The sequence below is a fragment of the Bradyrhizobium sp. USDA 4369 genome (assembly GCF_054056435.1).
The window spans coordinates 7,851,224-7,877,523 of the sequence record NZ_JBSRYH010000001.1; the positions used below are offsets into that span (position 1 = coordinate 7,851,224).

The window sequence follows — 26,300 nt, forward strand, 5'->3', positions numbered from 1 at the left end:
GTTCGAACGTGGCGTCCCCGGAGCCGTTCCAGGGAACACCTAATTTACCCGGCAACCGCCGCGGACACGCGCAGCTCCTGCCCGCTTTCTCGCCTTCCGCATTGCGTCACGTATCACTACGGTCGGGCGACCAACGCATCAGAGGCCGTGACCATGCAATACCTCTCCACCGATCTCAGCCCGCGCGAGCGCTACAAGATCCTGACCTCCTTCGTGCTGCCGCGGCCGATCGCCTGGGTGACGACGAAGAGCGAGAGCGGGGTCATCAACGCCGCCCCCTTCTCGTTCTTCAACGTGCTCGGCGAGGACCCGCCGCTCTGCGTGTTCGCGATCAATTTGCGGCCCGACGGCCGGGTCAAGGACACGCTCGTCAATATCCGCCATAGCAACGAGTTCGTGGTGCACATCACCGACGAGCCGCTGGCGCAGGCCATGCACGAGACCGGCGGCGACTTTCCGCCAGAGGTCAGCGAGCCAGATCATCTCGGGCTCAAGCTCGCACCGTCACACATGATCGGCGTGCCGCGGCTGGCAGATGCGCCGTTCGCGATGGAGTGCAAGACTTGGCAGCTGATCGACGTCAATGGCGATCGCGTCCTGGTGCTCGGTGAGGGCCTCGCCTTCCACATCCGCGACGAATTGTGGGACACCGAGAAGATGCGCGTCGAGATGGAGCTGTTCCACCCGGTCGGCCGCATGTTCGCCGACCGCTACTGCCGCACGAATGATCGGATGGATTTCCCGCCGGCGAAGGGAATGGGGTGAGGTAACTCTCCGTCATTGCGAGCGAAGTGACGCAATCCAGAGTTGCGCGCGCGACTCTGGATTGCTTCGTCGCTTCGCTCCTCGCAATGACGGTTGGTGCTCATCCTGACGACAAAATCGTAGGGTGGGCAAAGCGGCGCCGTCAGGCGACGCGTGCCCACCACCAGCGCCAGTGGGTTGGGGCGGTGGGCACGGCGCGCGAGACAATTTTTCATCCCCACAATGAGCTCGGCGCGCCTTTGCCCACCCTACAACAGCAGCGCGAGTAGCTACTTGTTCTGCCCGACCTTGTCCTGCGTCTTGGTGTCGAAATCGCTGGCGTCGTGGCGCTCATGCAGCTGGCTGGCGGGGTCGCCGGAGACGCGGTTGACCATGCGGCCGCGCTTCACGGCCGCGCGCTGCGCAATCTGGTCGGTCCAGCGCTGGACGTTCTTGTAGTCCTGCACCGACAGGAACTCGCCGCCTTCATAGAGCAGCCCCTTGGCGAGCGCGCCATACCAGGGCCACACCGCGATGTCGGCGATGGTGTAGTCGGCGCCGGCGAGATATTCGGTTTCGGCAAGCCGGCGGTCGAGCACGTCGAGCTGGCGCTTGACCTCCATCGCGAAGCGATCGATGGCGTATTCGATCTTGGTCGGCGCATAGGCATAGAAGTGGCCGAAGCCGCCGCCGAGATAGGGCGCGGCCCCCATCTGCCAGAACAGCCAGGACAGGCACTCGGCGCGCTTGGCGGGCTCCGTCGGCAGCAAGGCGCCGAACTTCTCGGCAAGATAGACCAGGATCGCTCCGGACTCGAAGACGCGGATCGGCTCGGGCCCGCTGCGGTCCAACAGCGCCGGGATCTTCGAGTTCGGATTGATGGCGACGAAGCCGGAGCCGAACTGGTCGCCCTCGCCGATGCGGATCAGCCAGGCGTCATATTCGGCGCCGGCATGACCGAGCGCCAGCAGCTCCTCGAGCATCACCGTGACCTTCACGCCGTTTGGCGTGCCGAGGGAATAAAGCTGCAAGGGATGACGGCCGACAGGCAATTCCTTGTCGTGGGTCGGACCCGCGATCGGACGGTTGATGTTGGCGAAGCGGCCGCCGCTGGCCTTGTTCCAGGTCCAGACCTTGGGCGGCACATAGCTGTTCTGTTCGGACACGAAAAAACTCCGGCGTGAGCGGCAAAGGAGCGAATGTTCTAGGCGGATATGCCGCGGAGCGGAAGCCATGCCGCGCGCGTGCGGCGCCCGCATTTTCTGCATTGCGCCACCGAACCTGCGATGACAGAACGGAGACAAGATCAAGATGGTGGTCCGTCACGGGCCGCCCGTTCGGAAACGCCCATGACTGCAACTGCCCTGCCCGCGGCCCGCATTCCCGTCATCGTCGGCGTCGGCGAAATCGTCGACCGTCCCAAGGACATCGCGGAGGGGCTCGAGCCGCTGGCGCTCCTGGAACAGGCGATCCGCCGCGCGGAAAATGACGCCGGAGCCAAGCTGGTCCAAGACATCGGCTCGCTCGACGTCGTCAACTTCCTGAGCTGGCGCTACCGCGATCCGGAGCAGCTGTTGGCGCAGCGGCTCGGCGTGACACCGTCGCACTGCTATTATGGTCCGGTCGGCGGCGAGAGCCCGATCCGCTACCTGCATCAAGCCGCCCTGCGCATCGCGCGCGGCGAATGCGAGGTCGCAGTGGTCTGTGGCGCCGAGGCACAGTCAACGGCGACCAAGGCCGAACGCGCCGGCGTGCAGCTGCCGTGGACGCCGTTCGCCCACGACGTCGAGGAGCCGAAGCGCGGCGCGGCGTTCCAGAAGCCGCTGGCGGTGAAGCTCGGCGTGTTCCGCCCGGTGTCGGTCTATCCGTTCTACGAAGTCGCGAGCGCGGCGAAGTGGGGCCAGACGCCGCGGCAGGCGCTCGCCGAATCCGGCGAGCTGTGGTCGCGATTCTCGGCGGTCGCAGCCTACAATCCGAATGCCTGGCTGAAGCGATATTTCGCGCCGGATGAGATTACGACGGCATCGGCCGACAACCGGCCGATCGCCTGGCCCTATACCAAGCTGATGGTCGCCAATCCCATGGTCAACATGGGCGCCGCACTCATTCTGACCAGCCTCGCAAAGGCACGCGCCTCCGGCATCGCCGACGCACGCATGATCTATCCGCTTGGTGGCGCTTCGGCGGAGGATCCGCGCGACTATCTCACCCGTGATCAGTTCGCCGAAAGTCATCCGCAGAACGCGGTGCTGCAGGCGGCGATGGATCTCGTCGGCGGCAAGGGCACGGCGTTCGACGTCATCGAGCTCTACAGCTGTTTTCCTTGTGTGCCGAAGATGGCGCGGCGCACACTGGGGCTCGGCGCCGATGTCGAGCCGACCGTCACCGGCGGCCTGACCTTCTTCGGCGCGCCCCTCAACACCTACATGACACACGCCGCCTGCGCGATGGTCCGCCGGCTGCGCGGCGGCGGCGCCAAGCGCGGCCTGCTCTATGGCCAGGGTGGCTTCGTCACCAAGCATCATGCGCTGGTGATCTCGCGGGAGCCGCCGGCCTCCCTGTCCCAGGACGTCAGCGTCCAGGCGGATGCTGACCGGCGTCGCGCGGCCGCGCCGGACTTTGTCAGCGAAGCGCGCGGCAACGGCAAGGTCGAGAGCTTCACCGCGCTCTATGATCGCAACGGCGAGATCGAGCACGGCGTGGTGATGCTGCGCACCGAGCAGGACACGCGCACCCTGGCGCGTGTGCCGGCGCAGGATCAGGCCACGCTGGCGCAGTTGACGAAGCTCGACCGGACACCGGTGGGTGCGCTCGGGGCGATGACCATGGCCGCCGACGGCGTGCCGGAGTGGCGCGCGCATTAAGGACGGATGCCGCTCCAGCGAACTCCTGTTTCGATGCGCCCTGGATTGCCTACACCTCCCGCGCCTCGCGCTGCCAGCGCGCATAGGCCGTGTCCCAGCCGGGATCCGCTTCGGCGGCGAACCCCAGTGTCTTGCCGCCGCCGAGATCGCGGAAATTCATCATCGCGCGGCGATGCGCACCGCTCCGGACATAGGCCCGCATGCTGGCCTCATCCGTCCAGACCGTCAGCGTGTGATAGATGCCATCGACGGGACGCAGTTCGACCCGCAGATTGCCGGACGCCCGGCGAGCCTGCCGGCCGGCCCGCAGCACGTGCCACCAGAAGCGGACGAGCCGGACCCAACCGCGATGGGGCCGGAAGCCCGTCACAGAGACGTAGACACTCATCGCGGCTCCTGCGCGTGGTTGGCAGGCGTCGCGATTGCGCGCCCGGACAGCTGTGAGGGCAACGCTGCTGAACGCAGCTTGGATGTCGGGTTCCCGCGACGGAGACGAGATCAGCGCAGCGGCGTGCTGGACGGCGCCTTGGGCGGCAGTGTTCCTGTCGTCTCGTTCCCGGAGGCTCCCGGCGGCGCGCTGCTGTCGTTCGCTATTCGCTGCTCACGCTTGCGATCGAGCGCCTCGTCGCGGCGCGCGGCGGCGACCGCCAGGGCCGGATCGAGCTTGAGCGCCTGGTTGAAATCGGCGAGTGCGCGGTCGTAGCGCCCCTTTGCCAGCCATACCGCGCCCCGGTCGCTGTACAGCCGCGCATCGCTGAAGCTCATGCGCACCGCGCGATCGAGATCGATCAGCGCACCGTCGAGTTCGCCCTGCTGCTGGAGCGCCAGGCCGCGATCATGAAACAGCGCGGGGTTGTTTGGGTCCAGGCGGATCGCCCGCTCATAATCGGCGAGCGCACGCTCCCAGCGTCCCCGGCGGCCAAGATCACGGGCGCGGTAGCGGTAGATATCTGCGTTTCGCGGCGCGAGCCGGACCGCCTCGTCGAAATCCGCAATGGCGCCGTCGAGATCGCCCAGACGGCTGCGGTCGAGCGCGCGCTTCAGGTAGGATGCAGCATCCGTCAATGCGGGCGCCTCCGGGAGGCTGGCGGCCTGAGGCGGCTTGGTGGGAGGCAACGCGCCGGTCACCTGCGGCGCTGCGGGCCCCGGCACGGTCAGGCCACCGGCATCGGGCTGTGGCCTGGATGGCAATGGCGGCAAGCGCTGGACCGTGGCCGAGCGGGTCTGCGGCTGCCTGCTCATCCAGTCTCCGAGCGAAGGCAGCAGCAGGATCTCGAGCCCGATCAGGATCGCGCTGAGCACGGCGGTCGCCGCGACGAACTGCAGAACCGCATCCCAGCGCTCGCGCCGCACGGACTCGCGTTCGGATGCGAGTTGAGCATCGTACTCGGCGCGCAGATTGGGATCACGCAGCACCTTATAGGCGGCGAGGATCACCTTGAGCTGATGATCCGCGGCCGCGTCACCGCCGCCGGTGAGGTCAGGATGATGAGCCTTGGCGGCCCGCCTGAAGGCCCGTTTGATCGTGTCGAGATCGGCGCGCGGCGAAACACCGAGCACCTGATAATGCGTCTTCATGGCTCGACGCCCTGCGCTTGCTCCGGTGCCGGAGGAGGATCAGGCGGGAAGCAGGTCGAGCGCATAATGGGCGCCATCGCGAACGAGCCGGCCGAACCCGGCCCAGGGAAAATGAGATCCGCAGATCAGCATCTCTTCGGCGACCACCCGGTCGAGCAATCTGCGCCGGCTGACCTCGGCGGCAGCGCCGTCCTGGTCATAGGCGCCGTGCCATTCGGGATGGCGCAGGCAAAGCGCCGGAACGTAGGCAGTATCGCTTGAGATCATCAATTGCTCCGCACCTGAGCTGATATGAAATGCCGTGTGCCCCGGCGTATGACCGAAGACGCTGACGAAGCGAATGCCAGGCACAACCTCGTCCTCGCCCTCGACCGGCAGCACGTTTTTCCAGCTCGGGATCACACTTTGAATTCGCCGTGCCAGCGACTGCCGCCATGGCGGCAGGCGGGCGGTCGATGATGAATCGGTCCAGAATTTGTATTCCGCCGCAGCGACGATGATCTCGGCATGAGGAAACACCTGAGCGTTGGTGTCCTCACTCAGCAATCCAAAAATATGATCGGGATGGAAATGTGAGATCAGGATGGTGTCGATATCCTCAGGGCGAATGCCAGCCGCTTTCAGATTGTTCAGCATTCGCCCCGAGACGAAGATGGAATCGGAATTGTAGCCCTGCACCTGGCCGCCGCCGCCGGCATCGCAGAGCACGGTCTTGCCCTTCAGCCGCACCACGAAGGTGGAGATCGGCACCGGGACGAAGCTGGCGTCGAGACCCTCCGCGCGCAGCGCCTGCTTGACGTCGCCGACGCTGGCATTGCTCAAGAACCCCGCCTCATGCGGCTTCTCCCACATGCCGTCATAGAGCGCGATGATTTCAGCCTCACCGATGGCGATCCGGCGATAACCAGGCTCGGGGTCCGCGGTCCGGCGGCGCGGCCCGGCGGCCACGATGGCAAGGCTCGCATCGAGACCAAAGGCCACGGCAGCGGTCGCCGCCGACAGCACCAAGGTCCTTCGGGAGGGTTCGCCTGCCATCACATCGTCCGCCACCAATCAAATCTCTGGTTGATTGACCAGTCGGGCGGCAAAGGACATGCGCACCTTAGCGGGATTAAGGCGCGACGGCGGCGTTTCTGGCAGATGCCGGCCAGTGTGGGATCGCTGCAACGCTAGCGCGTTGGTAGATCAGCTACATCATACCACATGCCAACCTGTTCGCTGCCCGGCGATACTGCAGCCGACGAAAGCCGCCATCACCGGGGCGTCACCGTACGGATCGCGCTCATCATTCACATCAGGCGGCGCGAACCGATTGCAGGAAGCGGCTGACCTCCTGCTTGAGGCGCTGACTATCCTCGGAGAGCTGGCGCGCTGCGTTGAGCACCTGGTTCGATGTGTCCCCGGTCTCGCTCGCGCCGCGCTGGACATCTGTGATGTTGGACGAGACCTGCTGGGTCCCGGTCGCAGCGTGCTGAATGTTGCGAGAGATCTCGGAGGTCGCCGCGCCCTGCTGCTCCACTGCGGCGGCGACGGTGGCCGCGATCTCGGACAGCCGTTCGATCGTCGTCGAAATCTCCCTGATGGCGCTGACCGATTCCTGCGTCGCACCCTGGATGCTCGAGATCTGCTGGGCGATCTCGCCGGTCGCCTTCGCCGTCTGCTCAGCCAGCGCCTTGACTTCAGACGCCACGACCGCAAAGCCCCGGCCGGCTTCACCGGCGCGCGCCGCCTCGATGGTCGCGTTCAAGGCCAGCAAATTGGTCTGGCCTGCGATGGTGTTGATCAGTTCGACGACGTCGCCGATGCGGGTCGCAGCCCGCGACAGTTCGCCCACGCGGTCATTGGTGCGACGCGCCTGATCGACGGCATCGGATGCAATGCGCGCGGACTCCTGCACCTGGCGGCTGATCTCCTTCACCGAAGACGTGAGCTCTTCGGTCGCCGACGCAACCGCCTGAACGTTGGCCGTCGCCTCCTCGGACGCCGCAGCGACGCTCGTCGAAAGCTCCTGGCCGCGCATCGCGGTACCCGACAGCGAGTTCGCAGAGCTCTCGAGCTCGTTCGAGGCTGAGGAGACAGTCTCGACGATGTTGCCGACGGCCCCCTCGAAACTGTCGGCGAGCTTGGACATCTCCTGCTTGCGCAGCGCAGCCGCCCGCTGTTCCTGCTCCTTGAGCTCCCGGGCGTTGAAGCGCACCATCGTCTGCACGGTCTGCAGGTTGCGCAAGGCGCGGCCGATCTCGTCGTCGCGCTCGATGCGCATGCGGGTGTCGAGCTTGCCCTGGGTGATGGCCTCCATCGTCTCGTTGACATGATCGAGCGGACCGATGATGACGCTCATCGTACGATAGCCGACCAGGCCGCAGAGCACGACACCAAGAGCCGCAATCGCCGCGGACGTCATGCCGCCGCCCGCACCGAAGGACATCGCGCCCAGCACGATCAGAAACAGCGTCTGCAGCGCGACCAGCGTCCGCAGCCGTGCGGCAATGGTGCCGGTGAACATCGCGAGGTGGTCGAACAGCGAACGGCGGCGAATGATGCCGTCCTCGATCTTGTAGCTGTGCGGCTTGTTCTCGCGGATCGCAGCATAGACCTGCTCGGCCTCGGCACGCTGGTCGGACGGCAGCTTGGTGCGCACCGACGTGTAGCCGACGACTTGGCCGTCCTTGCAGATCGGCGACGCCGTCGCCAGAACCCAGTAATATTCGCCATTCTTGCGGCGGTTCTTGACCGCGCCGACCCAGGGGCGCTTCGCCTTCAGCGTGGTCCAGAGATTGTCGAACGCCTCGGACGGCATGTCAGGATGGCGCACGATGTTGTGCGGCTGCCCCATCAGCTCCGCCTCGGTGAAGCCGGCCGCCTTGACAAAGTCCTCATTGAAGAACGTCAGCTTGCCCTTGGTGTCGGTCTTCGAGACGATCAGGGTATCGTCGGAGATCGGATATTCGACATTGGTGACGGGCAGGTTCTTACGCATGCGGGACTTCCGATCTACAATGACAGTCAATCGTCATACCTGCGTTGGCATGACTACTTTTAGGGCAATGAAGAGCTCGAACATCGCACGGGTAAATTAACCCAAGATAAAGCCCCACCCCCGTGGAAGTACGGCACGTTGCGCTCATGACTGTTGTTCGCTGTTCTGGGCAGCGCTCCGCCCAATGAAAGAACGGCAGCCCCCTCGCCGCCGTCCTCCGGAATGATGCGCTCGCTTCTGCGACCCGGCCGCGTCAAGCGGCGCGAACGGTTTGCAGGAAGCGGCCGACCTCAAGCTTCAGCCGGTTGCTGTTGGCCGCAAGCGATTTGGCGGCCGACAGCACCTGGGCGGACGCGCTGCCCGTCTCGGTCGCGCCGCGTTGCACATCGACGACGTTGGACGACACCTCTCCAGTGCCCACCGCAGCCTGCTGCACATTGCGGGCGATCTCCTGAGTGGCCGCGCCCTGCTCCTCGACCGCCGCCGCGATGGTCGACGAGATCTCCGACAGCTTCTCGATCGTCACCGAGATCTCCCTGATCGCCGTCACGGATTCCTGGGTGGCATTCTGGATGCTGCCGATCTGCTGGCCGATCTCGCCGGTGGCCTTAGCGGTCTGCTCGGCCAGCGCCTTCACCTCGGAGGCGACGACCGCGAAGCCGCGGCCGGCCTCGCCGGCGCGCGCCGCCTCGATCGTGGCGTTGAGCGCCAGCAGGTTGGTCTGGCCGGCAATGGTGTTGATCAGTTCGACCACGTCGCCGATGCGGGTGGCGGCCTTGGACAACTCGCCAACGCGATCGGTGGTCGAGCGCGCCTGACCGACCGCTTCGCCGGCCATGCGCGCCGATTGCTGCACCTGGCGGCTGATCTCGGTCACCGAGGACGACAGCTCCTCGGTGGCAGAGGCGACGGACTGAACGTTGGTCGAGGCTTCTTCCGATGCCGCAGACACCGTCGTGGCCAGCCGCCGTGACCGGTCCGCACTCGATGACAACGACGTGGCGGAGGCCTCGAGCTCGGTGGAGGCCGACGACACCACCTCGATGATCTGTCCCACTGCGGCTTCGAAGCCGTCGGCAGAGTTTCTGCATCTCGACCCGGCGCTGCTCGGCGGCGATCTGGTCCTGTGCGATCTTGGCCGCCGCCTCGTGGCGCGCCTTCTCGGCCAGCATCTGGCTGACGCCTTCCACCGCCCGTGCGGTGTCGCCGATCTCGTCCTTGCGGTCGAGACCGACCATCGCCGGCGCTTCGCCGCGCGCCATGCCCTGCAACACCAGAACGAGGGCCCGCATCGGCTGCGCGATGCCGAAGACGCCGATCGCGAGCGCGCCGGAGAGGGCTGCAAGGGCGGTCAGCACCGCCATGATCAGCGTATTGCGCGTCCCCGTGACGGCCAGCTCGTGTTGCTCCTTTGCTCTGGCCTCCGAGAACGCGATCGCTTCGCGTTGAAGTTCGACCGAGAGGTCCACTGCGGCTCTGAGCTTGTCATTGCATTCCGCCCGCATGCGCTCTGCGGCTTTCGCGTTCTCCTCGGCCGTAGTGGCTCTCGCCGCGACCTGGATCACCGGAGCACAGGCTGAAAATGCGTTGCCGAAGAGTCCCTTCAGCCTGGCGATGCCGCTGGCCTTCTCCGGTAGATCGACCTTGCTCAGACCGTCGATGACCTGAGCCGACATGTCCTGCGTCGTCTTGAGCAGGCGCGCATTGCCCGCATCGGTGGTTTCGGTCAGCATCTCGAAGGCAGCGGCGCGATACGTCTCGGCCCGGCGGGTCGAGCGGATCAACCATGAGGTGGAGGCATCGACCCTCTGCACGACATCGGCATAGGCGCGATCGATGGACGATGTCTGGCTGGACATGTAACTGACAAGACCGATCATGGCGGTGCCCATCAGAAGCGCAATCAGACCGACCTTGAAGACCATACGAATGTTGTTGAGCACGAGGACGTCTCTCTGTTGCGCATGAAAAGCTGCGTGAAAGGAATGATTGTGCGCGTCCTATTAACGTTGGTTAAAGGATACTGAAGTCGCCGTAATCCTACGGATCCGGCGAGCCGTCGCGCGGGATCAGCTCCTTTCTGACCAAACGGGATCTCCAGCCGACGAGAACGCGGTCCGTCCGCAACGCAAGAAGGCGTAGCTGATCACCACGCCTCCCAGCGCTTGCGTTCTGCGATCAGGCGGCGCGCACGGTTTGCAGGAAACGTGACACTTCGAGCTTCAGGCGGTTGCTGTTCGCGGCGAGCGATTTGGCGGCGGAAAGCACCTGCGATGACGCGCTGCCCGTCTCGGTCGCGCCCTGCTGCACGTTGCCAACATTGGCCGAGACCTCCCCGGTGCCCGCGGCGGCCTGCTGCACGTTGCGCGCAATCTCCTGAGTGGCCGCGCCCTGCTCCTCGACGGCCGCCGCGATGGTGGACGAGATCTCCGACAGCCTCTCGATCGTGACCGAGATCTCCCTGATCGCCGTCACCGAGTCGTGTGTCGCGCTCTGGATGCTGCCGATCTGCTGGCCGATCTCGCCGGTGGCCTTGGCAGTCTGCTCGGCCAGCGCCTTCACCTCGGAAGCGACCACGGCGAAGCCGCGGCCGGCCTCGCCGGCACGCGCGGCCTCGATGGTGGCGTTGAGCGCCAGCAGGTTGGTCTGGCCGGCAATGGTGTTGATCAGTTCGACCACGTCGCCGATGCGGGTGGCGGCCTTGGACAACTCGCCGACGCGATCGGTCGTCGAGCGCGCCTGGCCGACAGCCTCGACCGCCATGCGCGCCGATTGCTGCACCTGGCGGCTGATCTCGTTGACTGACGAGGACAGCTCCTCGGTCGCAGAGGCGACGGACTGGACGTTGGTCGAGGCCTCCTCCGAGGCGGCCGACACGGTGGTGGCGAGCCGGCTGGCGCGGTCCGCGCTCGACGACAGCGACGTGGCGGAGGCTTCGAGCTCGGTGGAGGCCGACGACACCACCTCGATGATCTGCCCCACCGCGGCCTCGAAGCCGTCGGCGAGTGTCTGCATCTCGGCCCGGCGCTGCTCGGCGGCGATCTGGTCCTGTGCGATCTTGGCCTCCGCCTCGTGGCGCGCCTTCTCGGCCAGCATCTGGCTGACGCCTTCCACCGCCCACGCGGTGTCGCCGATCTCGTCCTTGCGGTCGAGACCGACCATCGCCGGCGCTTCGCCGCGCGCCATGCCCTGCAGCACCCGGACGAGCGCCCGCATCGGCCGCGCAATGCCGAACACGCCGGTTGCGAGCGCGCCGCCGATGGCAACAAGGGTGGCCAGCACCGCCATGATCAGCGTGTCGCGCGTGCCTTTGACGGTCGCCTCGTGCTGCTCCCTCGCCTTGGCCTCTGAGAACGCGACGACATCGTTCACCGCGGCGAGCAGGACGCTCACCGCGGAATTGAGAACATCCCGGCATTCGTCGTTCAACTTCTGTCCCGCTTTGGCGTTCTGCTCCGGGGTCATCGCAGCGCTCGCGGCCTGGATGCCCGGCTCGCAGGCGGCGAAAGCCGTCTTGAAGCGATCGGCGATCCGGCCGATCTGATCGGCCTTTTCCGGCAGATCCGTCCGGATCTTGTCGAGACCGTTCCGCACCTGGGCCGCAGCATCCTGTGCAGCCTTGAGCAGGCGCGCATTGCCCGCCTCGGTGGTCTCCGCGAGGAGCTCGAAGGCCGAGGCCCGATAGGTCTCGGCACGGCGCCCGGTCCGCGCCAGCAGCACCGTGGAACTGTCGATCCGCTTCACGACATCGGTATAGCCCTGGTCGATGCCGGACATCTGGCTCGACATATGGCTGACCAGGCCGATCATGATGACGCCCATGATCAGGGCGATCAGGCCGATCTTGAAAACGATGCGAATATTGCTGAGCACGGCGAATGTCTCTCATTCCAAAAGTTGTAGAGAGTTAAAATTCGCCTGATCAGTTTAACATAGGATAAAGTTTAAGCCGCCGCGCCCGTAGTTTCGCGGATTGCATGGCGCTCATGCATCTCACGATGGCGCTGCTGTGCGTGTTGCCCCACGCAAAGCGAAAGGGCGCGGCCAGCGGCCACGCCTAGGACGAGATCGCCAGTCGAACGCCGCAATCAGGCGGCGCGGACGGTATTGAGGAAGCGGCTCACTTCGGCCTTGAGACGGTTGCTGTCGGACGACAGAGCCTGTGCCGCAGACAACACCTCGGAGGAGGCGGAGCCGGTTTCATTGGCGCCGCGCTGGACCTCGACGATGTTGGTCGAGACATCCTTCGTGCCCTGGGAGGCGTGCTGGACGTTGCGGGAAATCTCCTGGGTCGCGGCGCCCTGCTCCTCGACCGCGGCGGCAATGGTCGACGCGATCTCCGAAAGCCGCTCGATGGTCGCCGAAATTTCCTTGATGGCGCCGACCGATTCCTGGGTCGCGCTCTGGATGCCGGAAATCTGCTGACCGATCTCGCCGGTCGCCTTCGAGGTCTGCTCGGCGAGCGCCTTCACTTCGGTGGCGACCACGGCGAAGCCACGGCCCGCTTCGCCGGCGCGCGCCGCCTCGATCGTGGCGTTGAGCGCCAGAAGGTTGGTCTGTCCGGTGATCGTGTTGATCAGTTCGACGACGTCGCCGATCCGCGCGGCCGCCTTGGAGAGCTCGCTCACCTGCTCGTTGGTGCGGCGGGCCTGGTTGACGGCCTCGCCCGCCATCCGGGCCGATTCCTGCACCTGCCGGCTGATCTCGGTCACCGACGACGACAGCTCCTCCGTGGCCGACGCCACCGACTGCACGTTGGTGGAGGCCAGTTCGGACGCCGATGCCACGGTCGTCGTCACCTGCTGCGCGCGCTCGGCGGAGCGGCTCAGCGTATTGGCCGACGTCTCCAGCCGGCCCGACGCGGTGGACACAGCGTTCACAATGTCGCCCACGGTCTGCTCAAAGCGGCCGGCAAGGTCCATCATCTCCCGGCGGCGCTGCTCGGCCTGCCGACGCTCCGTCTCCTTCTGCTCGGCTTCGAGCGCCTGGACGCGGATGGCATTATCCTTGAAGATCTGCACCGCCTTGGCCATCTCGCCGACTTCGTCACGGCGATCGGCATAGGGAATCGTGACGCTGAGATCATTGTTGGCCAGCCGCCCCATGGCGGCGATCATGCTGGTGATGCCGCGCGTCACGGCGGAATTCAGCACCAGCAGCGCGATCACCGCGATCACTGCCATGACGGTGCCGCCGGTCACGATCGCCGTCTTCGACGACGCCAGAGCGGCGTCGGCCGCGTCCGCACGCGTCTGCAGCAGCGCCGCTTCGACGTCGACCGCTTCCTTCACCAGCGCGCGAAGACCATCCATGTACTTCTTGCCGGCGCCGGAGGCTTCGAGGTTGCGCGCCTCCTGCACGGTCTGCGGATTGCGCATCAGCGCGATCTCCTTTTCCGCCACATCCTGTCGCCAGCCGGCGGCGGCTTTCTCGATCTGCTCGAAGCGGCGCTGCTGGCCCGGATTGTCGGAGGTCAGCTGCTTCACCTCGGTCAGCGCCTTCTTGAAGGCGGCATCAGAATTCTTGTAGGGCTCGAGGAAGTTGTCGGTGCCACCGACCAGGAAGCCGCGCACGCCGGTTTCGGCATCGACCATCGCGGAGACCAGCGCCTTGGCCTGCTCCATCACTTGATAGGTATGCACCGTCCAGGAATTGTTCTGCGCCAGCGTGGTGAGGTTCTGCCACGTGATCACGCTGGCGATGATGGAAACGACCATCGTCATCAGGAACGCGGCGCCGATCTTGCGCGACGTCTTCATGTTCATCAAGAAGTGAGCATTGTTCGTTCTCTGGGGGGGGGGGCCTGTGGGGAGCTGTGCCGGCTGCAGTCGGGGCAGCCGGCGGACGGACCGGCAACTGCGAACAATTCGCCAGAACGAATTGAAACTCCTCTTAATATTTGGGTCCGTAGTCCCCACGCGGCGGAGCTGACGCTGCGATGCGGACTGGCCGCGGCGTGTGCTGGGCGCGTGCATCACGTAAAAGGCGCGGCCCTGCGGCCGCGCCTTGTTCGACGACGAAGCAAACTCGACTTGACGACCGCGCTCAGGCGGCGCGCACCGTGCTCAGGAAGCGGTCGACCTCGACCTTCAGCCGGTTGCTGTCGCCGGACAGCATCTGCGCCGCGGAGAGCACCTGGGACGAGGCCGAGCCGGTCTCGCCGGCGCCACGTTGCACCTCGGAGATATTGGCCGAGACCTGCTGCGTGCCGATGGCCGCCTGCTGGATGTTGCGCGAGATCTCCTGCGTCGCGGCACCCTGCTCCTCCACCGCGGCGGCGATGGTCGAGGAGATTTCCGACAGCTTTTCGATGGTGCCTGAGATCTCGCGGATCGCGCCGACCGATTCCTGCGTCGCGGCCTGGATGCTGCCGATCTGCTGGCCGATCTCGCCAGTGGCCTTGGCGGTCTGCTCGGCCAACGCCTTCACCTCGGAGGCGACCACGGCAAAGCCGCGGCCGGCCTCGCCGGCGCGCGCCGCCTCGATGGTGGCGTTGAGCGCCAGCAGGTTGGTCTGGCCGGCAATGGTGTTGATCAGCTCGACGACATCGCCGATGCGGGTCGCAGCCTTCGACAACTCGCCGACACGCTCATTGGTCCGGCGCGCCTGCTCGACGGCATCGCTGGCCATGCGCGCCGATTCCTGCACCTGCCGGCTGATCTCGTTGACCGAGGAAGCCATCTCCTCGGTCGCCGACGCCACCGACTGCACATTGGTCGAGGCCTCGTGCGAGGCGGACGCCACGGTGGTGGCCAGCGTCTGTGAGCGCGTGGCGGTCGTGCTCAGCGAGGTGGCCGAGGCTTCGAGTTCGGTCGAGGCATGGGATACGGTCTCGACGATCTGTCCCACGGCCTGCTCGAAATTGTCGGCCATCTGGTGCATGTCGGCGCGGCGCTTCTCCGCCATCATCTTGTCCATGGCGACCTTGGCCTCCGCCTCCTGGCGGGCCTTCTCGGCCAACATGATCTTGATCTCGTTGACAGCCTGGGCAGTCTCGCCGATCTCGTCACCGCGACCTTCGCCCGAGATCGCGACGTCCTCGCCCTTGGCCATCCGTTGCAGCACTGCGACCAGCGCGCGCATCGGCTTGGCAATGCCGAACTGCCCGATCACAAAGCCGAGCGACAGGCCGAGTACGATGCCGAGCGCGGCCATCGTCACCAGCATGCGCGAGGTCTGCTGATATTGATCCTCGGCCGCCTTGGCGAGGTTGTCGACGCGGGTCGTCAATCTGTCGGCGACATCCTTCATCTTCGCCTGTAGCTTCTCGGCGCTGGCGCGGCTCTTCATCGCGACGTCGCGCATTCTCTCCGCCTGCTCGCTCAGTTGGACGTCCTTGGCGGCGGACACGACGCGGATCGTCTCCTCAATCCCTTTCTCGTACTCGGCATAGGCGGCACGGACATCGGGGATCATGGCGCGCGCCTGATCGTCCCTGGTCTTGGCAACCTCCTCAAGGCGCTCGGCGAATTGCCTGCGCTGCTCCTCGATCACCTTGAGGGTGGCCTCACGATTATCTTGCCGCGGGTCGAGCGCCGCGCGGAATTCGGCGCGATTGAGCGCAATCACGCTCTGATTGGCGCGTGCCGCACCGAGGGCCCGGCTGGCGGCCGCCTTCATGTTGGCGGCGCCTTCTGCGACCGTCTCCAATGCGCCAATCGCGACCCAGCTGATCGCTCCGGCTACAGCGGCCATCAACAAGACGATGGCAAGAATTTTGGTGAGCACGCGAAAGCGCGACAGGAAAGACATCGAACGACCTCGTCTGATACCTGATGACCGACGAGAACCGGTCTGGGCCCGAGCCAACCATGTCTCATCGGCGATGTGGAACGCTGCCAATCTGAGCGGTCAAACGACGTAATTTGATTAATTTTTTCTCCCGTAAACTACGGAGACGAGAGCGAAACGAACAGGCGCGACCTTGTGGCCACGCCCTGTCTGTCGACGAACGGCGGGGATGAGCGCCGCACTCAGGCGGCGCGCACCGTGCTCAGGAAGCGATCGACCTCGACCTTCAGCCGGTTGCTGTCGCCGGACAGCATCTGCGCCGCGGAGAGCACCTGGGACGAGGCCGAGCCGGTCTCGCCGGCGCCACGTTGCACCTCGGAGATATTGGCCGAGACCTGCTGCGTGCCGATGGCCGCCTGCTGGATGTTGCGCGAGATCTCCTGCGTCGCGGCGCCCTGCTCCTCCACCGCGGCGGCGATGGCCGAGGAGATTTCCGACAGCTTTTCGATGGTGCCTGAGATCTCGCGGATCGCGCCCACCGACTCCTGCGTCGCCGCCTGGATGCTGCCGATCTGCTGGCCGATCTCGCCAGTGGCCTTGGCGGTCTGCTCGGCCAACGCCTTCACCTCGGAGGCGACGACGGCGAAGCCGCGGCCCGCCTCACCGGCGCGCGCCGCCTCGATGGTGGCGTTGAGCGCCAGCAGGTTGGTCTGGCCGGCAATGGTGTTGATCAGTTCGACCACGTCGCCGATGCGGGTGGCGGCCTTGGACAGTTCGCCGACGCGCTCATTGGTCCGGCGCGCCTGGTCGACAGCATCGCTGGCCATGCGTGCCGATTCCTGCACCTGCCGGCTGATCTCGTTGACCGAGGAAGCCATCTCCTCGGTCGCCGACGCCACCGACTGCACATTGGTCGAGGCCTCGTGCGAGGCGGACGCCACGGTGGTGGCCAGCGTCTGTGAGCGCGCGGCGGTCGAACTCAGCGAGGTGGCGGAGGCTTCGAGCTCGGTCGAGGCGTGGGACACGGTCCCGACGATCTGTCCCACGGCCTGCTCGAAATTGTCGGCCATCTGGTGCATGTCGGCGCGGCGCTTCTCCGCCATCATCTTGTCCATGGCGACCTTGGCCTCCGCCTCCTGGCGGGCCTTCTCGGCCAACATGATCTTGATCTCGTTGACAGCCTGGGCGGTCTCGCCGATCTCGTCGCCGCGGCCTTCGCCCGAGATCGCGACGTCCTCGCCCTTGGCCATCCGTTGCAGCACCGCGACCAGCGCCCGCATCGGCTTGGCAATGCCCAACTGCCCGATCACAAAGCCGAGCGACAGGCCGAGTACGGTGCCGAAGCCAGCGATGATCATCAGCGTGCGGGAGGTCTGCTCGTATTGCACCTCCGCCTCTCCGGCCAGGTTTTCGACGCGGACGTTCAGCCGGTCGGCCACGTCCTTGACCTTGGCCTGGAGCTTCTCAGCCGCCCCCCGGCTCTTCATCGCGGCGTCACGCATCCGGACGGTTTGCTCGCTGATCTGCATATCCTTGGCTGTGCTGATCACCCGAAACGTCTCGTCCGCCTCCTTCTCATACTCGGCGTAAGCGCTGCGGATCTCTGGAATCATCGCCCGCGCCTGATCGTCATTGGTCTTTGAAACCTCTGCAATGTGCTCTGCAAAAAGCTTGCGCTGCTCCTGCACCACCTTCAACGCTGCATCGCGGTTCTCCGCATGAGGATCCAACGCGGCCCGGAACTCGGCACGGCTGAGCGCAAGGACGTTCTGATTCGCCCGCGCCGCGTGCAGGGCACGGTTGGCGGCTGCCGCCATCTTGCTCCCATCCTGGGCCAGCGTCTCCAACGCGGCGATGGCAAACCAGCTGATCGTAACCGCCACGGCAGCCATCAGCATGACAATGGCAAGAATCTTGGTCAGTACGCGAAAGTGCGAAAGGAATGACATTATTATGAACCTCGTCTGGTGCCGGATGGGCAGACGAGGACCTGCCATGACAGGCGGCGGCAGTGTCTCTCCCGCATCATCGGCGATGTGGAACGACACCATCCTACAAACTCGACATCAGCGATTTTGTTAATTTGCTCTCCCATGAACTACGGAGATGAGGGCGAAACGAACAGGACGCGGCCTTGTGGCCACGCCCTGTCTGTCGACGAACGGTGGGGATGAGCGTCGCACTCAGGCGGCGCGCACCGTGTCCAGGAAGCGGACGACTTCGAGCTTCAGCCGACTGCTGTCACCCGACAGCATCTGCGCCGCCGAGAGCACCTGGGAGGACGCCGAGCCGGTCTCGCCGGCACCGCGCTTGACCTCGGCGATGTTCGCCGAGACCTGCTGGGTGCCGATCGCCGCCTGCTGGATGTTGCGCGAGATCTCCTGCGTCGCGGCGCCCTGCTCCTCCACCGCGGCGGCGATGGCAGCAGAGATTTCCGACAGCTTTTCGATGGTGCCTGAGATCTCGCGGATCGCGCCCACCGACTCCTGCGTCGCCGCCTGGATGCTGCCGATCTGCTGGCCGATCTCGCCGGTGGCCTTGGCGGTCTGCTCGGCCAACGCCTTCACCTCGGAGGCGACGACGGCGAAGCCGCGGCCCGCCTCACCGGCGCGCGCCGCCTCGATGGTGGCGTTGAGCGCCAGCAGGTTGGTCTGGCCGGCAATGGTGTTGATCAGCTCGACGACATCGCCGATGCGGGTCGCCGCCTTGGACAGCTCGCCGACGCGCTCATTGGTCCGGCGCGCCTGGTCGACAGCATCGCTGGCCATGCGGGCGGATTCCTGCACCTGCCGGCTGATCTCGGTGACCGACGATGACATTTCCTCGGTCGCCGACGCCACCGACTGCACATTGGTCGAGGCCTCCTCGGAGGCGGCTGCCACAGTGGTGGCCAGCGTCTGCGACCGCGCGGCAGTCGAACTCAGCGACGTGGCCGAAGCTTCGAGCTCGGTCGAGGCCTGCGACACCGTCTCGACGATCTGACCGACCGCCTGCTCGAAGCCATTGGCCATCTGGTGCATCTCGGCGCGGCGCTTCTCCGCGATCAGCTTGTCCATCGCGATCTTGGCCTCGGCCTCCTGCTGCGCCTTCTCGGCCAGCATGATCTTGATCTGGTTGACGGCTTGGGCGGTCTCGCCGATCTCGTCGCCGCGGCCTTCGCCCGATATCGCGACCTCCTCGCCCTTGGCCATACGCTGCAGCACCGCGACCAGCGCCCGCATCGGCTTGGCGATACCGAACTGGCCGATGACGAAGCCGAGCGACAGGCCAACCAAGATACCGAGGACAGCTACGGTCATCAGCATGCGCGAGGTCTGCTGATATTGCTCATCCGCTGCCTTGGCGAGATTCTCGACCCGCGCATTCAAGCGGTCGGCGACATCGCGGATCTTGAACTGGAGCTTCTCGGAATTGGCGCGGCTCTTCATCGCGGCATCGCGCATTTTCTCCGTCTGCTCGTTGATCTGCATGTCCTTGGCGGTCGTAATGACGCGGAACGTCTCCTCCATGCCCTTGACGTAATCATCATAGAGCGCCCGGACATCGGGGATCATGGCGCGCGCCTGATCATCCTTGGTCTTGGCGACCTCCTCCAGGCGCTCAGCGAATTGCTTGCGCTGCTCCTCGATCACCTTCAGCGCCGCCTCGCGATTCTCGTTGCGGGGATCGAGCGCGGCGCGGAATTCGGCGCGGTTGAGCGCAATCACGTTCTGATTGGCGCGCGCCGCCAAGAGGGCGCGGTTGGCGGCGGACTTCATCAGGGCGGCGCCTTCGGCCACGGTGGCCAGCGCGTCGATGGCGAACCAGCTGATCGTGCCGGCCACGCCGGCCATCAGGATGACGATCGCGAGAATCTTGGTGAGCACACGAAAGCGGGACAGCAGCGACATCGGAGACCTCGTCTGGAGCCACATGATGGACAGGCGGAAGCTGTGGTCGCCCCGCGAAACACCTGTCCGACGTCATTGGCGGCGTGAAAAGCACGCTAAGTCTGCTGCCGGGCACACCGAGATTCCGTTAATTTTCTACCCCGTAGAATTTCGGCCGCATGGTTGCGGGTGACACGCTGCTCGCGTGACGGGTCACCCGCCATGGCAGACATGTCGCGCTCAAGCCGCGCGCACCGTCTCCAGGAAGCGGCTGACCTCGGTCTTCAACCGGTTGCTGTCGGTCGACAATGACTTTGCCGCTGACAGGACCTGGGCCGTCGCCGATCCGGTTTCGCTGGCGCCGCGCTGCACATCGGCGATATTGGCCGAGACCTGCTGGGTGCCGTGCGCAGCCTGTTGCACGTTGCGCGAGATTTCCTGCGTTGCGGCGCCCTGCTCCTCGACAGCGGCCGCGATCGCCGAGGCGATCTCGGAGAGACGTTCGATCGTTCCCGAGATGGTGCGGATCGCGTTCACCGATTCCTGTGTCGCCGCCTGGATGCCGGAGATCTGCTGCCCGATTTCGCCGGTCGCCTTCGACGTCTGTTCGGCGAGCGCCTTGACCTCGGTGGCGACCACGGCGAATCCCTTGCCGGCTTCGCCGGCGCGGGCCGCCTCGATGGTGGCATTGAGCGCGAGCAGGTTGGTCTGCCCGGCGATGGTGTTGATCAATTCGACGACGTCACCGATGCGAGCGGCGGCCTTCGACAGCTCGCCGACCTGATCATTGGTGGTGCGCGCCTGCGTCACCGCCTCGCTCGCCATCCGCGCCGACTCCTGCACCTGGCGGCTGATCTCGGTCACCGACGACGACAGCTCCTCGGTCGCCGAGGCGACCGACTGCACGTTGGTCGACGCTTCTTCCGATGCCGAGGCCACGGTCGTGGCCAGCCGCTGCGATCGGTCGGCGGTCGAGGTCAAGGTGCCGGCCGAGGCTTCGAGCTGGCTGGAGGCCGAGAACACCGTGTTGACGATGTCGCCGATCACGGCCTCGAACTGACGGGTCACCGCATCGACGCGGCGACCGCGCTCGATCTTGGCGTCGGCGTCCTTGGCGGCCGCCTCGTCCGCCGCCTTCTTGGCGATCAGCGCGTCCTTGAAGATCTGCAGCGCATTGGCCATCGCCCCCATCTCGGTGCTCTCGCCGCGATGTGGGATCTCGACCGAGAGGTCGCCCTCGCCGAGAGCCTGCATCGGCTTCACGATCGAAACGATGCCCTGCGATACGCTTCGCACCATCAGGAAGCTGACAAGCACGCCGACGATCAGCATGACGAGATTGATAGCGCCGAGCATCGCAAAGGATGTCGAATAGGTCGAAGCCGCGTCGGCGGACGCTCTATCGGCGCCGCCATTGTTCAACTCGATGCTCTTGCGCAACACCTCGTCAGCTTCAAGGCCGATCTTGTTGACCGTATTCTGGTTCAGCACATGCGCCTCGTGCGGCACCTGCCCCGCCGCCTTGCGCGACAGCTCCATCACCTGCTGACTGCCGGCGAGGTACTTGTCCCAGACGCCCCTCCATTGTTGATAGATCGTTCGCTCCTCCGGCAAGGCAATCATCGTCTCATAGGACTTGGCCGCCTTGTTGATGGTGTCGAGCACCGTGGCCGCGGTCTTCTCCTGGGCCAGCTTCTCATCGAGCGTCTCCGCCAGCATATGCTCGCGAACCACATTCCGGTAAGTGATGGTCGCGGCCCGGAGGTCACCGAGAACACGCACGCTCGGCAGCCAATTGCTGGTGATGTCAACCGTATTGGCATTCATCATGCGCATGCTCGAGACCCCGAGCAGGCCCATTGCGGTCAGGACGACGAGAAGCAGCGCAACGACCGAGATGATCTTGGCGCGAATGGACATGCTGGCGAACATGGCAACTCCCTCGAGGCGGCGCCCTCCGCTGCGAGGCTACGAGCGCCAGGCGCAGCCGCCGGTGTGGTTAAAATCGAGTTGCATTGTGCGCGTTCCGTCGATGGAACATCGTTAACATCGCGGCCCGTAGAGTTACGGAGACGATTTCATGCGCCGCAAAGACGTTCCTCCAAACCCAGAAGCGCCGCAGCTTTCGCCGCGGCCCCCTGGTCTGCGTGCGCCTGCTTTCGATGGCGGCGTTCGTCTACGCGGCGCGCACCGTGTCCAGGAAACGGCTGACCTCGAGCTTCAGGCGGCTGCTGTCGGTCGACAGCGTCTGCGCAGCCGACAACACCTGCGAGGACGCCGTGCCCGTCTCGCTGGCGCCGCGCTGCACCTCGGTGACATTCGACGAGACCTGCTGCGTGCCTTGCGCCGCCTGCTGAACGTTGCGCGAGATCTCCTGGGTCGCGGCGCCCTGCTCCTCGACGGCAGCTGCGATCGTGGAGGAAATCTCAGACAGCCGCTCGATCGTGCCGGAAATGGTCCGGATCGCGTTCACCGAATCCTGCGTCGCAGACTGGATGCTTGCGATCTGCTGGCCAATCTCGCCGGTCGCCTTGGAGGTCTGCTCGGCCAGCGCCTTGACTTCGGTGGCGACGACGGCGAAGCCTCTGCCTGCCTCGCCGGCGCGCGCCGCCTCGATGGTGGCGTTGAGCGCCAAGAGGTTCGTCTGGCCGGCAATGGTGTTGATGAGTTCGACGACGTCGCCGATCCGGGCCGCCGCCTTTGACAGCTCGCTGACCTGCTCGTTGGTCTTGCGGGCCTGGTCGACGGCCTCGCCGGCCATACGTGCCGATTCCTGCACCTGGCGGCTGATCTCTGTGACCGAGGACGACAGTTCCTCGGTGGCGGATGCCACCGACTGGACGTTGGTCGAGGCCTGCTCGGACGCGGCCGCCACGGTCACAGCCATCTGCTGCGACCGTTCAGCCGTCGAGGTCAGCGAACCTGCGGAGGCCTCAAGCTCGGTCGAGGCCGACGACACGGTTTCGATGATCTGGCCGACCGACCGCTCGAACGAGTCGGCGAGCTGATGCATCTCGCGCTTACGCTGCGCGGCGGCGATCGCATCCGCCTGTGCCTTCTGCTCGGCCTCGGCGCGCGCCTTGGCCTCGGCATTCTCGCGAATGACCACGACATTCTTGGCCATGTCACCGACCTCATCGCCACGATTGGCACCGGGGATCTGGATGTCGAGATCTCCGGAGGCCATGCGTCCGAGCGCGCCGTTGAGCGCCACGATCGGCCGAGAAATGCCAAGGAAGCCGAACGCAACCGAGCCGGCGAGCACGAGCACCAGAACCACCGAGAGCAAGAAGTTCACCTTCGTGGCGCTCGCGACCGCGACCTCCGCCTGCTCCCTGGCTTCGCGAGAGAATTGGTCGGCGGCCTGGACGGCCTCGGCCATCAGCTTGCCGGCCTCCTCGGCCGCAGGCAACATGCGCTCGGCGAGCAGCTTGGTCTTGGCTTCCTCCAGCGAGGCGGCCTTGGTTGACGCTTCGATATAGACCCTGAGATCACCCCGAAGCTTTTCGACATCCGGCTTCCCTGCAGGCGGCACCTTGTCCAAGAGCTGAACAAAGCTCTGATCCAGATCCTTGGAGCGTGCGATCATGCTCTCCTTCGATTTGACGTCGCCGGTCGCAAGATAGCGCCAGGCATTGGTGCGGATCGCCGTGCCTGCTGCATTCAGCTCGTGCAAGTCGCGTTCGATTGCGATGGCGTCCGGAGCTGCCTTCAACGCCGGCAGCTTGATCAGGTGATCGAATTGCTTGTTCCAGTCGGCGGCCTGCGTATCCCGCAGCACGTTGGTCGCCAGCAGCTCCTTCTGCATCCTGACGATCTCCTCCGCGCCCTTCTTGTAGTCGGATGTCAGAGCGAGGATCTTGCCGAAGCGCTCCTTGGTGGCCGGACGGACCGCCGTGGTCTGCGCCATTTCCAGCCCCGTCTTGATGCGCGCTTCGACCGTGTGCTCATCCTCCAGCAGCTTGTCGACCTCGGCCGTACTGCGTGCAAGCCTCACCCCGCGATTGACGAATTGCAGGCTGCGCAGATCGGCGTCTGCGGTCAGCGCGAGCTTGCGGATGGCGAGCTGCCGATCCGAGATCTTGGTCGCCTGCTCGACCGTGCTCTGCGACATCTGTTGATTGACGAGCGCCGCCACCGCCAGCAGCATGCCGCCTAAGCCGGCCAGGCCCAGCTTGTAGCCGATACGATTGAACTTCATCTTTCCAGCTTCCGAGTGGGGCGCTGCAAGATCACGCTCATGTGCGGACGCTGCGCCAATGCGTACAAATTGAGAATTACAAATTGGCCGTGGCGCATACGGGAAAGATTAACGGCGAGCACCGGAGATTTACGGAGATAAGGCCGTTTCGGCGCGGCACATTGACGCAAAATTCGTAGGACTACGGAGGCACAGCCTCGACAAAGCGGCCCGCCCGGCCGGAAAAGTTGAAGGCCGGGGCGTCGCCGCCCCGGCCTTCGTTCAACGATCAAAACCAGCTTGAACCGATCGCGACAATCTCAGATCACGCCGCCCGCACCGAGCCGAGGAAACTTGCGACCTCCTGCTGCAGACGGCTGCTGTCGCCGGAAAGCGCCTGTGCCGCGGCGAGCACCTGCGCCGAGGCCGAGCCGGTCTCCGCGGTGCCGCGTTCGACGTCGGCGATGTTGGCCGAGACCTGCTGCGTGCCATGGGCGGCCTGCTGCACATTGCGGGAGATTTCCTGGGTCGCCGCGCCCTGCTCTTCCACCGCCGCCGCGATGGTCGAGGAGATCTCCGACAGCTTCTCGATCGTCGCAGAGATCTCCTTGATCGCGCTGACCGACTCCTGGGTCGCCACCTGGATGCTCGAGATCTGCTGACCGATTTCACCGGTCGCCTTGGCGGTCTGCTCGGCCAGCGCCTTCACCTCGGAGGCGACCACCGCAAAGCCGCGGCCCGCCTCACCGGCGCGCGCCGCCTCGATGGTGGCGTTGAGTGCCAGCAGGTTGGTCTGGCCGGCAATGGTGTTGATCAGTTCGACAACGTCGCCGATGCGGGTTGCCGCCTTCGACAGCTCGCTCACGCGACCCGTGGTGGTGCGGGCCTGGCCGACGGCCTCATTGGCGATCCGCGCGGATTCCTGCACCTGACGGCTGATCTCAGTCACCGAGGATGCCATCTGCTCGGTCGCCGAGGCCACCGACTGCACGTTGGTCGTCGCCTCTTCGGAGGCCGTGGCAACGGCCGTCGTCAGGCCCTGCGAGCGTGTCGCCGCCTGGGTCAGCGTGGTCGCAGACTGCTCAAGCTGGCCGGACGCGGCCGATACGGTGTTCACGATCTCACCGACCGCCGCCTCGAACTGCTGCGCGAGGCGCTGCATGTCGGCCTTGCGCTGGCGCTCGGCCATCGCATCCTGCGCGTTCTTGGCCTCGGCCTCGGCGCGCGCCTGCTCCTCGGCGTTGCCGCGGATCACGGTGACGGTCTTGGCGAGATCGCCGATCTCGTCGCCGCGCGAGGCGCCAGGGATGACGATGTCGAGCCGGCCGCGCGCCATCTCGCCGAGCGCAGCATTCAGCCGGGTCAACGGCCGCGCGATACCGAGGAACGAGAAGACCACCGATGAGATCACCGAAAGCAGCACCGCCAGCCCGACGATCTGCGTGATGCGGCTCGCCTGCGCCGCGACCTCATCGGCATCATATCGGGCGCTGGCATTGCGGGCGCGGGCATCCTGGATGGACGCCGTCATCAGCTCGCTCGCCTCGCCGAGATAAACCAAAGTGCGGTCGCGCAGCAGCGCCTCCTTGATCCCCTCGAACTTGACGACCTCGTCATTGGCAACGACGAAGTCCGAGGCGATGCCGTTGAGCCTGGTGATCGCGGCCTGGATCTCGCGGTCGTCGGCGAGCATGCGGGCGTCGGTCAGCGAGCTCTTCAGGATCGGCACCGTCTGTTTCAGCTGGGTAATCGCGCCGGCGTCGCCAGTGACGCCGAACCGCCAGGCCTGCGAGCGCATGAAGTTCAGCTTGGCATCGGCGGCATGCAGCTGCCGCTCGACGCGCTCACGAAACGCCAGGTTCGGCAGGGTCGGCGAGCCGAGGATGGCCTGGAGTCCCTTGGTCCATTCGGCGGACACCACGCCGCGCTTGTCGATCTGCAGCAGCAGCGCCTGTTGGGCCTGCGCCAATTCGACCGCGCCGGCAGCATAGCTCTTCATCAGCTCCTTCAGCCGGTTCAGCCGGTTGCGGTTCTCGGCGGTGCTGACATTGGCCAGCGCCCCGTCGATATCCGTGACCATGGCGGTAGAGAATTGTTGGATCTCGGCGGCCGCCTTCTCGGCATCGGCCGGCACCCGCGCCAGCCGGGCCGTGCGGCCAGCAAGCTGGGTCTGCTGCATGTTGATGCTGGCGGACATGACGCTCTCGACCACACGCCGCGCACGCTCGGCCCGCTGATTGGCCGCACTGACCGCACTCTCGGCCATCATCTGATTTACGATCATACCGACCGCGAGAGTGGCGCCGATGGCGCCGGCGAGCCCGAGTTTGTAGCCGATCCGATTCAGTTTCATT

15 protein-coding genes and 1 pseudogene are annotated in these 26,300 nt (G+C 65.5%); 2 read left to right on the plus strand and 14 right to left on the minus strand.

What is annotated here, in order from left to right:
• Positions 1-153: 153 nt before the first annotated feature.
• Positions 154-765 (plus strand): flavin reductase family protein, encoded by a 612-nt coding sequence (locus ACVIJ6_RS35635; protein ID WP_456776569.1) that lies wholly within the window; start codon positions 154-156, stop codon positions 763-765.
• A gap of 269 nt (positions 766-1,034) precedes the next feature.
• Here the strand turns inward: ACVIJ6_RS35635 and yghU are convergent, their stop codons facing one another.
• Positions 1,035-1,910, minus strand: a complete 876-nt coding sequence (gene yghU / locus ACVIJ6_RS35640; RefSeq protein ID WP_456776570.1) for a glutathione-dependent disulfide-bond oxidoreductase — start codon at positions 1,908-1,910, stop codon at positions 1,035-1,037.
• 183 nt (positions 1,911-2,093) lie between these two features.
• Between yghU and ACVIJ6_RS35645 the strand changes: the two genes are divergently transcribed.
• Entirely contained in the window at positions 2,094-3,608 is a 1,515-nt protein-coding gene (locus ACVIJ6_RS35645) for an acetyl-CoA acetyltransferase (RefSeq protein WP_456776571.1), read from the plus strand.
• A gap of 49 nt (positions 3,609-3,657) precedes the next feature.
• On the opposite strand, the gene ACVIJ6_RS35650 is transcribed toward ACVIJ6_RS35645, so the two are convergent.
• The 13 genes and pseudogenes from ACVIJ6_RS35650 to ACVIJ6_RS35710 all read right to left on the minus strand — a co-directional run bounded on the left by ACVIJ6_RS35650 (position 3,658) and on the right by ACVIJ6_RS35710 (position 26,299).
• Entirely contained in the window at positions 3,658-3,996 is a 339-nt protein-coding gene (locus ACVIJ6_RS35650; RefSeq protein ID WP_456776572.1) for a hypothetical protein, read from the minus strand.
• A gap of 110 nt (positions 3,997-4,106) precedes the next feature.
• Complete coding sequence (locus ACVIJ6_RS35655; protein WP_456776573.1) at positions 4,107-5,186, minus strand: tetratricopeptide repeat protein; 1,080 nt, start codon at positions 5,184-5,186, stop codon at positions 4,107-4,109.
• A gap of 39 nt (positions 5,187-5,225) precedes the next feature.
• Positions 5,226-6,221 carry an MBL fold metallo-hydrolase gene (locus ACVIJ6_RS35660; protein WP_456776574.1) on the minus strand — a complete coding sequence of 332 codons (996 nt, stop codon included), beginning with the start codon at positions 6,219-6,221 and terminating at the stop codon, positions 5,226-5,228.
• Positions 6,222-6,480: 259 nt separating this feature from the next.
• Positions 6,481-8,166 (minus strand): methyl-accepting chemotaxis protein, encoded by a 1,686-nt coding sequence (locus ACVIJ6_RS35665; protein ID WP_456776575.1) that lies wholly within the window; start codon positions 8,164-8,166, stop codon positions 6,481-6,483.
• Positions 8,167-8,419: 253 nt separating this feature from the next.
• Positions 8,420-10,091: pseudogene (locus tag ACVIJ6_RS35670) on the minus strand (methyl-accepting chemotaxis protein).
• 253 nt (positions 10,092-10,344) lie between these two features.
• Positions 10,345-12,039: a methyl-accepting chemotaxis protein gene (locus ACVIJ6_RS35675; protein ID WP_456776576.1), complete on the minus strand. Its 1,695-nt coding sequence runs from the start codon at positions 12,037-12,039 to the stop codon at positions 10,345-10,347.
• A 215-nt stretch (positions 12,040-12,254) separates the two neighbouring features.
• A complete protein-coding gene (locus ACVIJ6_RS35680) occupies positions 12,255-13,883 on the minus strand; it encodes a methyl-accepting chemotaxis protein (protein WP_456777153.1) in 1,629 nt (542 codons plus the stop codon).
• A 328-nt stretch (positions 13,884-14,211) separates the two neighbouring features.
• The gene (locus ACVIJ6_RS35685; protein WP_456776577.1) at positions 14,212-15,918 is read right to left on the minus strand and encodes a methyl-accepting chemotaxis protein; all 1,707 of its coding nucleotides are present in this window, start codon (positions 15,916-15,918) and stop codon (positions 14,212-14,214) included.
• Between the two features lie 221 nt (positions 15,919-16,139).
• Positions 16,140-17,846, minus strand: coding sequence for a methyl-accepting chemotaxis protein (locus tag ACVIJ6_RS35690; RefSeq protein WP_456776578.1), 1,707 nt, complete (start codon positions 17,844-17,846; stop codon positions 16,140-16,142).
• A gap of 234 nt (positions 17,847-18,080) precedes the next feature.
• A complete protein-coding gene (locus ACVIJ6_RS35695) occupies positions 18,081-19,787 on the minus strand; it encodes a methyl-accepting chemotaxis protein (protein WP_456776579.1) in 1,707 nt (568 codons plus the stop codon).
• 219 nt (positions 19,788-20,006) lie between these two features.
• On the minus strand, positions 20,007-21,698 hold the full coding sequence (locus ACVIJ6_RS35700; RefSeq protein ID WP_456776580.1) for a methyl-accepting chemotaxis protein: 1,692 nt from the start codon (positions 21,696-21,698) through the stop codon (positions 20,007-20,009).
• A 244-nt stretch (positions 21,699-21,942) separates the two neighbouring features.
• Entirely contained in the window at positions 21,943-23,967 is a 2,025-nt protein-coding gene (locus ACVIJ6_RS35705) for a methyl-accepting chemotaxis protein (RefSeq protein ID WP_456776581.1), read from the minus strand.
• Between the two features lie 304 nt (positions 23,968-24,271).
• The gene (locus ACVIJ6_RS35710) at positions 24,272-26,299 is read right to left on the minus strand and encodes a methyl-accepting chemotaxis protein (protein ID WP_456776582.1); all 2,028 of its coding nucleotides are present in this window, start codon (positions 26,297-26,299) and stop codon (positions 24,272-24,274) included.
• Between the last annotated feature and the right edge of the window lies 1 nt (position 26,300).